13 protein-coding genes are annotated in these 14,915 nt (G+C 52.9%); 6 read left to right on the top strand and 7 right to left on the bottom strand.

From position 1 onward, the window contains the following. Positions 1-85 precede the first annotated feature (85 nt). The 5 genes from ACM615_RS18505 to ACM615_RS18525 all read left to right on the top strand — a co-directional run bounded on the left by ACM615_RS18505 (position 86) and on the right by ACM615_RS18525 (position 6,105). The gene (locus ACM615_RS18505) at positions 86-1,633 is read left to right on the top strand and encodes a serine hydrolase domain-containing protein (protein ID WP_431012306.1); all 1,548 of its coding nucleotides are present in this window, start codon (positions 86-88) and stop codon (positions 1,631-1,633) included. 393 nt (positions 1,634-2,026) lie between these two features. After that, entirely contained in the window at positions 2,027-2,503 is a 477-nt protein-coding gene (locus ACM615_RS18510; RefSeq protein WP_112288698.1) for a GlcG/HbpS family heme-binding protein, read from the top strand. Positions 2,504-2,581: 78 nt separating this feature from the next. Beyond that, a complete protein-coding gene (locus ACM615_RS18515; RefSeq protein WP_159281150.1) occupies positions 2,582-3,166 on the top strand; it encodes a sugar dehydrogenase complex small subunit in 585 nt (194 codons plus the stop codon). Then, positions 3,159-4,763 (top strand): GMC family oxidoreductase, encoded by a 1,605-nt coding sequence (locus ACM615_RS18520; protein ID WP_132964077.1) that lies wholly within the window; start codon positions 3,159-3,161, stop codon positions 4,761-4,763. The genes ACM615_RS18515 and ACM615_RS18520 overlap by 8 nt, the downstream gene beginning before the upstream one ends. Before the next feature lie 22 nt (positions 4,764-4,785). After that, positions 4,786-6,105: a c-type cytochrome gene (locus ACM615_RS18525; protein WP_431012307.1), complete on the top strand. Its 1,320-nt coding sequence runs from the start codon at positions 4,786-4,788 to the stop codon at positions 6,103-6,105. A gap of 46 nt (positions 6,106-6,151) precedes the next feature. Here ACM615_RS18525 and ACM615_RS18530 read toward each other — a convergent pair whose 3' ends face one another. Beyond that, entirely contained in the window at positions 6,152-7,258 is a 1,107-nt protein-coding gene (locus ACM615_RS18530) for a GGDEF domain-containing protein (RefSeq protein ID WP_129638272.1), read from the bottom strand. 272 nt (positions 7,259-7,530) lie between these two features. On the opposite strand from ACM615_RS18530, the gene dauA reads away from it, so the two are divergent. Further along, a complete protein-coding gene (gene dauA, locus ACM615_RS18535) occupies positions 7,531-9,210 on the top strand; it encodes a C4-dicarboxylic acid transporter DauA (RefSeq protein WP_129638273.1) in 1,680 nt (559 codons plus the stop codon). A gap of 50 nt (positions 9,211-9,260) precedes the next feature. Here dauA and kdsA read toward each other — a convergent pair whose 3' ends face one another. From kdsA to hemA, 6 genes are all read right to left on the bottom strand, one after another. Then, complete coding sequence (gene kdsA / locus ACM615_RS18540) at positions 9,261-10,115, bottom strand: 3-deoxy-8-phosphooctulonate synthase (protein WP_120162524.1); 855 nt, start codon at positions 10,113-10,115, stop codon at positions 9,261-9,263. A gap of 94 nt (positions 10,116-10,209) precedes the next feature. Continuing rightward, positions 10,210-11,019, bottom strand: coding sequence for an invasion regulator SirB1 (gene sirB1 / locus ACM615_RS18545; protein ID WP_112288705.1), 810 nt, complete (start codon positions 11,017-11,019; stop codon positions 10,210-10,212). 2 nt (positions 11,020-11,021) lie between these two features. Next, a complete protein-coding gene (locus ACM615_RS18550) occupies positions 11,022-11,414 on the bottom strand; it encodes a SirB2 family protein (protein ID WP_112288706.1) in 393 nt (130 codons plus the stop codon). A 64-nt stretch (positions 11,415-11,478) separates the two neighbouring features. Next, complete coding sequence (gene prmC / locus ACM615_RS18555; RefSeq protein WP_431012308.1) at positions 11,479-12,312, bottom strand: peptide chain release factor N(5)-glutamine methyltransferase; 834 nt, start codon at positions 12,310-12,312, stop codon at positions 11,479-11,481. Beyond that, complete coding sequence (gene prfA, locus ACM615_RS18560; RefSeq protein WP_129638275.1) at positions 12,312-13,409, bottom strand: peptide chain release factor 1; 1,098 nt, start codon at positions 13,407-13,409, stop codon at positions 12,312-12,314. The genes prmC and prfA overlap by 1 nt, the downstream gene beginning before the upstream one ends. Positions 13,410-13,441: 32 nt before the next feature. Next, entirely contained in the window at positions 13,442-14,704 is a 1,263-nt protein-coding gene (gene hemA / locus ACM615_RS18565) for a glutamyl-tRNA reductase (protein WP_120162522.1), read from the bottom strand. Between the last annotated feature and the right edge of the window lie 211 nt (positions 14,705-14,915).

The following is a 14,915-nucleotide window of genomic DNA, read 5'->3' on the forward strand; positions in this document are numbered from 1 at the left end:
CCGTTGCATAAACGGACATTATTCCGGTCTCACGGGCAGTCCGGCTGCCCTCTTATTCACTGATAGACAGTCTGTGGAGATTCTCATGACCTCTGATTTACAGTGGCAAGCCGCTGAGGCGACAGCAAAACGCATTACTCAAAACTGGGATAAACCCGGCGAGCCCGGCGGGGCAATCACTCTTTTCGACAGTCAAACACTGCGCGGTTTCGCCACCGGTGGCCTGGCCAATCTGACCACTTCGCAGCCCTTCAGCATTGATTCCGTGGTTCGCTATGCTTCAGTCACCAAGCATATTTTCGCGGCGCTGGCCTTACTGAAAAGTGATGCCGGACTCTCAACGCAAGACCGCCTCGGTCAGTATCTGCCTGACCTGAAACCGCCGATGTCTGAAGTGACTGTCGGTCAGGCACTGGACATGACGGGCGGGTTGCCAGATGTACGCGAAACGCTCTCCCTGCTGGGGATTTCGGTTTATAACGTCAGCGATGCGGAGGCGATTATGGAATTTCTCGCGCAGGACGGCGCGCTGAATTTCCCCGCTGGCACCGAGATTTCCTACAGCAATACCGGTTACCGGCTGGTGGAAGAAATCCTCAGGCGAAAAGGCATTTTGTTTGACGATTTGCTGGCGGAACACATCGCGCGTCCGCTTGATGTAGCCTTCCGCGCGCCGGAAACCTGGTTTGATATTGTGCCCAATCTGGTGCCCGGTTACTGGCAGGACACGAGCGGCTGGAAAACAGCGGTCGCCGGATTACATCTTTCGGCTTCCGGCAGTCTGACCGGCAGCGTACGGTCGCTTTCCGTCTGGCTGCAAAGCCTGCTGGCGGACAGCGGTCCCGGTGCAGGCGTGCTGAAAGCACTGACCGCACAACGTCATCTGCACGGCAATATCCCTTCCGCTTACGGGCTGGGAACCACCTCGTCGCAAATCGGTGAACATACGGTTTACGGCCATGGCGGTTCCCATGCAGGATACAAAACCTATTTCCTGCTTCACCCGCAACTGGATGCTGGCATCGCGCTGGTGTCTAACCGTGAAGATACCACTGCCTATACGCACGCACTGGAAGTGATGTCCGCATTACTCGCATCACCACTTCCCGCCCGCAGCGACGCCCTGCCGGACGGTTTGTATTCCAGCATCGCCGATCCTTACTGGCTGAAAGTCAGTAACGGCACCGCCAGTTATCTCGGTTCCGCCGATAACTTGTATCAGGGCGAAGATGCCGGTGAGGCCATTACACTTTCGGCGCATATGCCGATGCGCTTGCGCTGGAATGGTCATGCCATTGAAGGGGAAATCGGCCACGCGCCACGTTACTTCCGGCCAATCGAGCCCAATGACTGCCTGAAGATGGTCCAGGGGCGCTGGTATCATCCTGAGTCAAAAGCCGCCTTTAATATCGACGGCGACAAACTGCGAACTGGCGTTGGCAGTCAGCGCGCCAGCGGCCAGCTAACCTCGCTGGGGGCTGGCCGCTTGCTGGTGGAACTTCCCGACGGGCCTTGGAAGAAAACCTTCTGTCTTTATTTCCAGGGCTACAACGTCAAACTCGTCTCGAACCGCAGCCGCGTTCTGAGCTTCCGCCGCGATGAATGCCGCAGCAGCTGGCAACCGGGGCAGTAACACCGGACGATTTACTGCAAAGCCTCCCGTCGCGGAGGCTTTTTTTTGTTAACTTCATCACATTTCATTAATACAAACGGATCATCTGGTACATAACCGCACAAAATGTTCAGTCCTTATTTAACAAGGCCTGCAAGCCCGTTTTGCCTGAAATATCCTCACAACACCTCCTGAAAATTAGTTGCCATACGCAACCGTCACTTTTTCATGCTTGTTAATTGAATTAACATCTGGGAAACAAAATTCAATACCCGCTTCATCTGTATGGCATTAAGAAACACATCAAGTGTTCAGCTTATGACGCCGTTGAATTTTAAAGATATTGATTTAATGCAACTATTTTTCCAGATCTTTTTTAAGCAATGTTTTGCTACCGCTACAAGGGATGAGTCTATGTCTGTTAAAAAACATACAGCACGTGCTGTAATTTGTGCTTCCGCTTTATTATTCTCCGCCACTTCTGCTTTCGCCGCCGGGCATCCTCAGCTCGATAACGCGCAGACTGCTAAAGTCATCGACAGCGTAAAAGCGACCATTGCTGAGCAACACAGCACCGGTTGCGTTGCTGTTGTTGATGCGTCTGGTTCATTACTGGCATTCCAGCGTCTGGACGGTTCTCCTGCCGGATGCGTTGAGGCCTCCATCGGTAAAGCACGCACTTCAGCGCTGTATCACGCTCCTTCGCTGAAATTCATGCAGCGCCTGCAAGGCGGTGAAACTACCGTGCTGGCAATCCCGCACGCCGTGGCACTGGGTGGCGGCTTCCCACTGACCATTGACGGTGAAGTGGTCGGTGCAGTCGGTGTCAGCACACCGAAGCAGGACATCGATAATCAGTCATCAGAAAAAGCGGCCAGCGTCCTGAAATAACAGGCACTTTTAATTACTCCTTCTTGTTGACGGCCACGCCCGTGGCCGTTTTATACGGAACATTTACGGACTTTCAGCATGATCAATCTCTCTCGTCGCCGGTGGATACTCGGCACTGCGGGCGTCATGGTTGCGGGTATCGGTAGCCAGATGCTGGGCGGTGGCGTATTTGCCACCCTCGCCCATGCCGCGCCACCGCTGGCTTCTGCTGTGACAATGCCTGACAGTTTTATGGCACTTTCTAAACAGCTTACCGGCATGGACTCGCTCGAACCGCACCTCGCTCAGGCGCTCTACAGCTGGCTGCATCAGTCACAAAATAATCAGTCATCAAATAATGCCCAGCTCGACACGCAGCTGGATGCCCTTTCGGCGCTGATCACCACGCACAAAAATGTGGTCGGCGATGATTTGCATCAGTTGCTGGCCGCGCAACCGGCAGAGCTGGCGCAGCTGTATCAGCAACTGGTCAGCGGCTGGTATCTCGGTGTGGTTGGTCAGCCCGGCAGCCAGAAATGTATCGGATTCGAAAATATCGTCAGCTATCAGTTGCTGAAAAATAACCTGCTGCCGCCAAGTTATGCGCCGGGTGAACCGAATTTCTGGGTCAACAAGCCTGCTGCACTGCAACAAAATTTCACGGAGGTGATTGCTCATGGCTGATGCACTGAATGCAGATGTCGTTGTTATTGGTGCGGGTATCGCCGGTTCGCTGGCTGCGCTGAAAATGGTGAAAGCCGGCGTTTCCGTGCTGATGCTCGATTCAGGGCCGGTGATTAAACGCGATGAAGCGGTAGAACTGTTCCGTCAGTCACCGCTGAAAGGCGATTTCACCGAGCCGTATCCGCCGAAACCCTGGGCTCCGCAACCGAAGTTCCAGCCAAAAGATAACAACTATCTGATCCAGAAAGGCCCGGATCTCTATGCTGCGCAATATCTGCGTGGTGTCGGCGGCACGACCTGGCACTGGGCGGGACAGGCGTTCCGTTTGCTGCCAAACGACATGAAGATCAAAACGCTGTATGGCGTGGGTCGCGACTGGCCAATCAGCTATGAAGAGCTGGAGCCGTATTACACCGAAGCGGAAATTCAGATGGGGGTTTCGGGTGATGATGCGCTGGACTCTCCGCGCTCGCAGCCTTATCCGCTGCCGGGTATTCCGCTGCCTTACGGGTTCGACCGTATCAGTAAACGCATTGCCAAACTCGGTTACATTTTGGGTATCGGCCCACAGGCGCGCAACAGTATTCCTTACGATGGCCGTCCTGCCTGCTGTGGCAACAACAACTGTATGCCGGTCTGCCCGATTGACGCGCAATATCACGGCGGTATTTCCGCGCGCAAAGCCATTGAAGCCGGTGTACGCGTGATTGCCAACGCCGTAGTGTACAAAATCGAAGCCAATGACAGCGGTGAAATCGTGGCCGTGCATTATCTCGATGCTGACAAAGTGACCCACAAAGTCACCGGCAAACGCTTCGTGCTGACCGCCAACGGCATCGAAAGCCCGAAACTGCTGCTGATGTCCACCAGTGACAAATACCCGGACGGCATCGCCAACAGCTCCGGTATGGTCGGCCGCAACCTGATGGATCACCCGGGCACTTCCGTTGAATTCTATGCCGATGAACCGGTTTATTTCGGTCGCGGCCCGATGCGTCCGGGCAGTATCAATAATCTGCGTGATGGTGATTTCCGCCGTGATCGCTCTGCGTTACGTATCGACGTCGCCAACACCTCGCCGGTGCGTTATCTGACCGAGCGCCTGGTACGTCAGGGATATTACGGCAAAGCGCTGAACGACAAACTGACCTACCAGTCCGAGCGTTTTATTCAGCTGAAATGCCTGCTGGAAATGCTGCCGGAACCTGAAAACCGTGTGGTTCTGAGTAAAACCGAAAAAGACGAATGGGGGATCCCGCGTCTGGAAGTTCACTACAAATTCCCGGACTACGTTCACCGCGGCTATGACCAGTCGATGCTCGACTTCCAGAAAATCGTCAAAGAAATGGGCGGCACCGAAGTGGTGTACAGCAAGCGTGGCGTTTACGACAACAACCAGCACATTACCGGCACCATGATCATGGGCAGCGATCCAAAAGATTCCGTGGTGGATGGAAATTGCCGTACGCATGACCACCCGAACCTGTTCATCGCCGGGACCGGCATTATGCCTTCTGCTTCGACAGTGAACTCCACGCTGTCCGGAACCGCGCTGGCATTACGTATGGCTGACGCGGTGCTGAAAAGCCTGGCCTGATTGATTTTCTGAGGATTGAGCAATGAAAATGAAATTCGTGCTGGCGGCGCTGCCGTTAATGGCAGCAGCCGGCGCCTGGGCTGATGATGCTGCAGGCAATGCGGAGATAATTAAACGCGGTGAATATCTGGCAATAGCCGGTGACTGTACCGCCTGCCACACCGCGCCGGGTGCAGATAAAACCGCGAAATTCGGCGGCGGTTACCCGCTGGCATCCCCTTTCGGGGTGATTTACGGCACCAATATTTCTTCTGATAAGGAATTTGGTATCGGCAGCTGGAGTGATGATGAGTTCGTCCGCGCGGTGCGTGAAGGCGTCGGCAAAGACGGACAACAGTTGTATCCGGCAATGCCTTACGATTCATTCACCAAAATGAAGCGTGAAGACGTTCTGGCGATCAAAGCCTATCTGATGTCGCAACCAGCAGTACATTCCGCCGGGCCGCAAACGGATTTGTCTTTCCCGTTTAACCAGCGCTGGGGCATGCGCGTGTGGAAGATGTTTAACTTCGACAAAGGTGAGCTGAAAAACGATCCGTCCAAATCAGCGGACTGGAATCGCGGCGCGTATCTGGTGGAAGCACTGGAACACTGCGGCACCTGCCATACGCCGCGCACGCTGACCATGGGCATGGATACCGATAAAGCGTTTTCCGGCGGTGATTTAGGCTCGTGGGTAGCGTTTAACATCACGCCGGACAAAAACGCCGGGATCGGCAACTGGTCGCAGCAGGAACTGGTGACTTACCTGAAAACCGGTTTTGTGGCGGGCAAAGCGTCAGCTTCCGGTGCAATGTCTGAAGCCATCGAGCACAGTTTGCAACATCTGACAGACAGTGACCTGAACGCGATTGCGACCTATATCCGTTCGGTTCCGGCGATTGGAGATGACAAGCAAACCAAACCGCGCGATGCATGGGGCCAGAAAAGTCAGGACGTATATCCGCTGCGTGCTGAAGGTCAGACAATTGACCAGTCAGCCGCCGCCCTGTTTAATGCCAGTTGCGCAGCCTGTCACGGCAAAGGCGGTGAAGGCAGCGGCGAGGGATTCCATGCGTATCCGTCGCTGTTCAGTCATACCAGCACCGGTTCTTACGAAAACAGAAATCAGGTTTCCGTTATCCTTAATGGCGTGCAGCGTCATATGGATAAGGGCGAAATCATGATGCCGTCGTTTGCCAATCAGCTGAATGACGAGCAGATTGCAACACTGAGTAATTATGTCAGCACGCAATTCGGAAATCCGGCAGCGGCGACTGTCACCGCCAAAGATGTCGCAAAAATGCGTAAAGCGGCTGATCTGAACTATCCGCCGAAAATTGAAGAAGGCACACAGAAGTAATCTGCTTTCTGATAACAAACCCAGGGAGCCTTTTAAGGCTCCTTTTTTACATTCTGGGATAATGACGTTTCGTCCCGAGCGTAGACAGGGTCAGGATCGAGCTGGCGACCACGCGGTTTTTGCCCTGCCGTTTGGCCTCATATAATGATAAATCCGCCAGTTTTAGCGACTTGCGGATAATCATTCCCGGCAAATACAATGACACGCCCAATGACACCGTCACTTTAAGTTCCCTGCCATCTTCCAGAATGATCACGCAGTTTTCGACTTCCTGGCGAATGCGTTCCGCTATAGCCAGCAGCGTCGGCGGGTCATAAGCCGACGTCATGACCAGAAACTCCTCGCCGCCGTAGCGCCCGGCGAAATCTTCATTGCGTGTCAGGTGGCGTAATAAACGTCCTACTTCAATTAATACCCGATCGCCCGCCAGATGCCCGAGGGTATCATTCACCCGTTTGAAGTTATCGATATCGAGCAGAATTAAGCCGCAGGCTTCCCGCTGCGTTTGCCGCTGCGCCAGCCAGTAATCAATACTGGCCCGGTTGTTAATTTGCGTCAGTTCATCAGTCGCCGCTTTCACGCGGATGGTGAACACTTTGCTCATGTAGATTTCTTTATAATTCAGCGCGTGATAACAAAGGATCATGCAGAAAGCTGCCACCAGCTGATAACAAATCAGCGCCGTCCACGGCACCTTAATGCCATGCAATCCTGAAACCAGCGCCAGACGGAAAATACCGATCAGCACAATAGTAATGTAAAGTTCACGGTGTTTCCGCCGTTGCCAGACACGGAATAAAAACAGGGTGCAGAGGATTATTGCGATAAAGAGATTATTAAGCGTGAACATACCGCTGAAGAAAAATGCCACGACATAACTGGATAGCCCACTGAGCCAGCCGCCGAAAAAAGTCACTAAAATCATCGGCAACATTTCAAAACTAAACGAAAGGCTGTCCGTTAGCGCCAGCTGATTGCCCCGCAAATAGAGCGACGTGATGCCCGCCACCAGGCCGAAGGCCAGCCGTTTCCAGTACGACCCTTTGAAGGTAAAAGGCTCACTGCGGCTGAGGACAAAAAAGCTGACCGAAAGCGTGGCGTACGTGACACAAATATCCGCATACAGGCTGGTCAGCGAAAATATATCCGGCATAATTAAATGCGACCTCTCACGCTATTACCTGTCGATTCACGGGTATTAACATAAATATAGATGATGAATGCCTTCATCGTATTCGTATGTGAAATAACTGGCGGCACATCACATTGCCACCCGTTACAATAAAACGAAGACTACGCAGGAAAGTGTTATCGAGTCTTGATTTATATCTACGTAACCCGAGTCAGACCGGCGTAGGCTATGACTTTTCCGGTGACGGAATACCGGGTTATTATCAATTATTCTCCCCAGGTGGTTTACGCCCTATGAATATCTCAGGAAGTCGCCGCATCAGACTTTTCAGTGCTCTGACCGACGCCTGTTTTCGTGAAAAATATACCTTTCAACGTTTACTCAAAGACGCCATTGCGGGCGTAACTGTCGGGATTATCGCTATCCCTCTTGCGATGGCGCTGGCCATTGGCAGTGGCGTTCCGCCGCAATACGGGCTTTATACCTCAGCGGTAGCCGGGATAATTATCGCTATCTTCGGCGGCTCTCGTTTTAGCGTATCAGGCCCGACCGCGGCATTCGTGGTGATCCTCTATCCGGTTTCGCAGCAATTCGGCTTATCCGGCCTGTTGCTGGCGACACTGATGTCCGGCTTTATGCTGCTGCTGATGGGGCTGGCGCGTTTTGGCAGGCTGATTGAGTATATCCCGTTGCCCGTCACGCTCGGGTTTACCTCCGGCATTGCGATTACCATCGGGACGATGCAGTTCAAGGATTTCTTTGGTCTGACGATGGCGACGGTACCTGAACATTATCTGAGTAAAGTGGCCGCGCTGGTGATGGCATTGCCGACGCTGGATATGGGTGATGCGGCGATTGGCATTGTGACGCTCGGGGTCTTAATCCTCTGGCCGAAACTGGGATTGCGCGTTCCCGGCCATCTTCCGGCGCTGCTGGCAGGTTGCGCGGTAATGGCGATTTTCATGCAGGCCGGACATCCGGTTGCGACTATCGGTTCCCGCTTTCATTTCCTGTTACCGGATGGCTCGCAAGGTAACGGCATCCCGCCTATCTTGCCGCAATTCGCCCTGCCGTGGACTCAACCCGATGGCAGCGGACTGAGCTGGTCTCTGGTGCAGGCGCTGCTGCCCGCTGCGTTCTCCATGGCAATGCTCGGCGCAATTGAATCGTTACTGTGCGCCGTGGTTCTCGATGGGATGACCGGCAAGAAACACCATTCGGACAATGAGCTGATCGGTCAGGGTATTGGCAATATGGTCAGCCCGTTCTTTGGCGGCATTACCGCCACGGCAGCCATTGCCCGATCCGCCGCTAACGTTCGTGCCGGTGCGACATCGCCGGTGTCTGCGGTGATCCACTCGTTGCTGGTGATCCTCGCCCTGCTTATTCTCGCGCCGCTGCTTTCATGGTTACCGCTGGCAGCGATGGCCGCGCTGCTGCTGATGGTGGCGTGGAATATGAGCGAGGCGCATAAAGTGGTGGATATCCTGCGCCGCGCACCGAAAGACGACATTCTGGTGATGCTGACCTGCATGAGCCTGACGGTGCTGTTTGATATGGTGATTGCCATTACTGCCGGTATCGTGATGGCGTCTTTACTGTTTATGCGTCGGATAGCGAAACTGACGCGGTTGACGGAAGTCCCTGGCGAAACGGCGGAAAATACGCTGGTACTGCGTGTTAACGGTCCGCTGTTCTTCGCTGCGGCTGAGCGCCTGTTCAGTGAATTACAGGCACGCAGTTCCGGTAAGCAAGTGATTGTCTTGCTGTGGGATCGTGTGGCTGTTCTCGATGCCGGTGGTGTTAACGCGTTGCAGCACTATATCGACGGCTTACCGGAAGGTACCGAACTGCGGCTTGCCGAAATCCCCTTCCAGCCCCTGAAAACTATGGCCCGTGCCAGAATGCATCCGGTTGAAGGAAAACTCAGTTTCTATAGTTCTCTGCAGGATGCCCTTCACAATCACCACTAAACGAAAAAGGCGACCCGAAGGTCGCCTTTGTTTTATCTGGCTGAGACAGATTATTTGCTGGTATCGAGTGCCGGGAAGCTTTTCACCAGATCGTCGATAGCTTTCATTTGCACCAGGAACGGCTCCAGTTTGTCCAGCGGCAATGCAGAAGGACCGTCGCATTTCGCGTGTTCCGGATCTTCGTGCGCTTCGATGAACAGGCCTGCAATACCGACCGCCATACCTGCGCGTGCCAGTTCTGCTACCTGAGCACGACGACCGCCGGATGCTGCGCCAAACGGGTCACGGGTTTGCAGAGCGTGAGTCACGTCGAAGATGACCGGATGACCGCCAGTGGCGTTGATCATTACGTTCATGCCCAGCATGTCGACAACCAGATTGTCGTAACCAAAGTTGCTGCCGCGATCGCACAGGATAACCTGATCGTTGCCGCCCTCTTTGAATTTATCAACGATGTTACCCATCTGACCCGGGCTGACGAATTGTGGTTTTTTCACGTTAATGACTGCGCCGGTTTTCGCCATGGCTTCAACCAGATCAGTCTGACGCGCCAGGAACGCTGGCAGCTGGATCACGTCAACCACTTCAGAAACAGGCTGTGCCTGCCAGGATTCATGAACGTCAGTAATGATTTTTACACCGAAAGCTTTTTTCAGTTCCTGGAAGATTTTCATGCCTTCATCCAGGCCCGGACCGCGGTAAGAATGAATAGATGAGCGGTTGGCTTTATCGAAAGACGCTTTGAACACGTAAGGAATACCGAGTTTCTGGGTCACGGTGACGTAATGTTCACAGACGCGCATCGCCATATCGCGAGATTCCAGTACGTTCATCCCGCCGAACAACACAAACGGCAGATCGTTGGCGACTTTGATGTCCTGAATGCTAACCACTTTATGTTTCATACTTTGGCCTTTTAGTAAAAAATCCTTCATCTGAATCTGCCACAACTGGCTGTTTTATCAACATTTATCAGATGGAACGAGAGGTAATTATAAATTAATGCAGTGTCACTTGCTTGTGCTCAATCGAGTGGATCTGCACTTTAATCACTTCTGAAATCGGGTCTTCCGGGCACTGTTCAACGAAATAGTTAAGATCGTTGATCGCCACATGATCACATTCCAGCTGGGCGTAAATCAGCCCACGGTCACGGATTTCATACGGGTCTTCCGGGTCGAACTGTAATACGGTTTCACTGGCACGAAGAGCCAGTTCAAACTGTTTTTCTTCCATCAGTGCGGCTTTAAGCGTGTCGAGCATTTTACGCACGATAAGCGTGTTTTCCGCTTCATCGAGATCATCATCTTCGATTTCCGCCGTCACGCCCAGATTGCCTTTCAGCCACACATTGAGCATGTGTTCATTGAGCGTGTCGCCGTTGATAGGATTGAGCAGCCACATTTCTTCATCGAGCCAGTCGGCACGCATGATAAGTTGTGTCGGGAAAATAACCGGCATTAGCGGCAGATCAAGCTCATGCGCGATATGCAGGAAAATCACCCCCAGCGAAACCGGGGTTCCCTGGCGTGATGACAATACTTTGTCTATCCATATGGCGTCAGACAGGCGATAAACGCCCCCCGCGCCACCAAAACCCCAGGTACGGTAAAACAGTTCAATCAACACTTCGAGCTGCTGATCCTGATCAAGATCCGCAGGAACGACGCTGCGCGCTTCATCAACCAGCAATTGCAACTGATGGCGAACTTCGTCCGGATTAAAATCAAAACGCACGGATTCTGTTACTTTGATCACCCCGGCACTGAGCCGGGCGGTGTTAAATTCAAAATCAGCAAGGGTACTCATAGTTATCCCATTAGCAGCGGTATTTTCGTCAGCGCCAGTTTAAGAATCACATACAGGCAAGCAAGCGCCAGGATAAAGGCCAGCCAGCGGGTTTTCTGACTCACTGGTCGCTTGCTCAGGGCTACAAAACCCAACGCAATATAGATAATAACGCCAAAAATCTTTTCGGTCAGCCAGGTTCCCTGTGGGCTGAACGGATAAAAGTGTGTGATGAAGATAAGCGAAATACCACTTAATAGCAGTAAAGTATCCACAATATGTGGAACAACCTTCACCCAGCGTTTCTGCATCATAGCAGAACCCGCCCATTTCCAAAAAAATCGCAGGACAAACAGCGTAATGCTCAGCGTGATTGTCAGCAAATGCAGATTTTTAATCCAGACATACGACGCCATTGTCTGTTTCCTTTCTGTCAGTTGTTCTTAAAGAGTGATGTTCTTAGAAATTGATGATGCGTCGTTATGGCTGCCATTGTCCGAGGCTGACACGATCATTCCCGCCATAATCTTTGATGGTCATCACCTGCTGATAGCCGGCATCCAGGAAAAGTCTTTGTACATCCGCCGCCTGTTGCCAGCCATGTTCAAGCAATAACCAGCCGCCTTTCTGAAGATACGCGGGTGCAGCGGCAATAATATGTGCGAGATCAGCCAGACCGGCATTATCTGCCACCAGTGCGCTCGCGGGCTCAAAACGCACATCTCCCTGAAACAGATGCGAGTCCGTGGCATCAATATAAGGGGGATTACTGGCAATCAGCGCAAAGCGTTCTCCGGCAACCGGCGTAAACCAGCTGCCCTGCGAAAACTGCGCATTCAGGATACTTAACTTCTGTGCATTGTGTTGCGCCAGACTGACAGCATCGGGTTGCAGATCAATCCCGGTGACCTGGCAGTCAGGCCGTTCACTGGCTAAAGCCAGCGCGATGGCACCGGTGCCGGTTCCTAAATCGAGAATACTGACAGGTTCAGACGGCAGACGTTCCAGCGCCTGTTCGACCAGACATTCGGTATCAGGACGAGGAATTAATGTGGCAGGAGAAACAGAGAGAGGCAGCGACCAGAATTCGCGTTCTCCGGTCAGATACGCAACCGGCTCACCCTGCTCACGTCGCGCCAGCAGGGTTTCGAGCTGTTGAAGCTGTTCAGCAGAAAGCTGTGTTTCACCAAAAGCTATGATGAAAGTTCTTGCCCGACCAGTCACAAAGCCGAGCAGGATTTCAGCATCACGCTTCGGGCTTTCACCCGCAGCCAGACGACCGGTGGCGTCACGCAGCCAGGACTGAAAATCCATCAATCCTGCTCTGAAAGTGCGGCGAGCTGATCGGCCTGATACTCCTGCACGATCGGCTGGATAAGACTGTCCAGTTTACCTTCCATCACTTCATCCAGACGATAAATAGTCAGGTTGATACGGTGATCGGTAACGCGACCCTGCGGGAAATTGTAGGTGCGGTTACGGTCTGAACGATCGCCACTGCCGAGCAGGTTACGGCGCGTTGAAGACTCTTCAGCCTGACGTTTCGCCATTTCAGCAGCACGGATACGCGCTCCCAGCACTGACATCGCTTTGGCTTTGTTTTTGTGCTGAGAACGTTCGTCCTGACATTCCACCACGATACCGGTGGGAATGTGCGTAATACGGATAGCCGAATCGGTGGTATTAACGTGCTGACCGCCCGCGCCCGATGAACGGAACGTATCGATACGCAAATCACCGGCGTTGATTTCTGGCAGTTCGGCTTCAGGTATTTCAGGCAACACCGCCACGGTACAGGCGGAGGTATGAATACGCCCCTGAGATTCGGTTTCCGGTACACGCTGAACGCGATGACCACCTGACTCAAATTTGAACTGGCCGTAAGCACCTTCGCCACTGATTTTGGCGATCACTTCTTTATAACCGCCGTGCTCACCTTCACTGGCGCTCACGATCTCTACACGCCAGCGACGCATTTCGGCGTAGCGGCTGTACATACGGAATAAGTCACCGGCGAAAATAGCCGCCTCATCACCGCCGGTTCCAGCACGAATTTCCAGGAAACAACCGCGTTCATCGTCCGGATCTTTTGGCAGTAACAGAAGCTGTAATTTTTCTTCGAGTTCTTCGATATTGGCTTTGCACTCTTTGATCTCATCCTGCGCCATTTCGCGCATTTCTTTATCATTAAGAGCAGGATCGTTGAGCATCATCTCAGCGGTTTCTAAATCTTCCTGTGCCTTACGCCAGGCCAGAAAACATTCAGAAACAGCCGTTAACTGTGAATATTCGCGGGAAAGACTGCGGAATTTATCCTGATCGGCAATGACGCTGGCATCGCCAAGCATCGCCTGCACTTCTTCGTGGCGCTCTTGTAACGCTTCCAGTTTGGCAACAATAGAAGGCTTCATGCGTGGTGTTTAACCCTGTGAGAAAAGGAGAACTATTGCTGACCCAGCCCGAGGCTGTCGCGTAAAATTTGCAAACGCTCCACATCACCGTCGCTGGCTGCCTGTTGCAGAGAACGGGTTGGCGCGTGAATAAGGCGGTTTGTCAATTTATGGGCTAATTCATGGATCACCGCTTCGACGTCAGCGCCCTGCGCAATGGCGGCGAGAGCTTTTGCTTGTGCGTCGGCGCGAATAATATCAGCACGTGAGCGATAATCACGAATAATTTCAACGGCTCCCTGCGAACGCAGCCAGGCCATGAAGTTTGAACTCTCCTGCTCCACGATAGTTTCAGCCTGAATGGCCGCCGCTTTGCGTTGTGCAAGATTGTTTTGAATAATGCTGTGCAGGTCATCGACGCTGTACAGATAGACGTTCGCCAGTTTGCCGACTTCCGGTTCGATATCACGCGGAACGGCTATATCCACCATCAGCATTGGCTGGTTACGGCGGGCTTTTAATGCACGCTCGACCATACCTTTACCGATAATCGGCAACGGACTGGCGGTGGAACTGATTATGATGTCGGCTTCAGCGAGGCGGGAATCGATATCCTGCAGGCTGATCACTTCCGCGTTCACTTCCGTCGCCAGCGACTGCGCACGTTCGCGCGTACGGTTGGCAATCATCATGTGACGCACATTATGCTGATGAAGATGACGCGCAACCAGTTCGATGGTTTCACCCGCACCGACCAGCAACACATTCACATCTGAAAGGGATTCAAAAATCTGACGCGCCAGCGTACAGGCGGCAAACGCCACAGAAACGGCGCTGGCACCGATATCCGTTTCAGTACGGACACGCTTGGCCACCGAGAAGGATTTCTGGAACAGACGTTCAAGTTCACCGGAAACGGCCTGACCGTTTTGCGATTCCGCAAAGGCTTTCTTCACCTGCCCGAGAATTTGCGGCTCACCGAGAACCAGCGAATCCAGTCCGCTTGCGACGCGCATCAGATGGCTGACGGCTTCATTATCATGATGCCAGTAAAGGCTTTTGCGGACTTCATCTTCACTCAGATGATGGTAATCGCATAACCACTTAACCAGCTGTTCCTGCAGATTTTCCTGCTGCTCAACGCTGAGATACAACTCAGTGCGGTTACAGGTAGACAACACGACTCCGCCCTGCACCAGCGGTTGCTGGAGCAGACTGGAAAGCGCCTGATCGAGAGTCTCGGGTGAAAATGTTACCCGTTCACGCAGAGACACCGGGGCTGTTTTGTGGTTGATACCTAATGCAAGCAGGGTCATATCGGGAGCGGTTATCGGCTTATACTTTATAATAGTATGGGTTTACGTCTGCTGCGCATTCTACAAGATGCGCGAGATCAATAAAAGGCGAACAGCACCTTCGGTTAAATATGATGTGGGTTTATTTCTGATTAAGCCGCTGTGATGACCAAAAAGCTCGTACGTGCTGCCAGCCACTTAGGAAGCCCAACCGGAGAATCAAGTGCCGGAC

Origin of the sequence: Rahnella sp. PAMC25617, assembly GCF_050606005.1 — a bacterium.
In the GTDB taxonomy this organism is placed as follows: Bacteria; Pseudomonadota; Gammaproteobacteria; order Enterobacterales; family Enterobacteriaceae; genus Rahnella; species Rahnella variigena.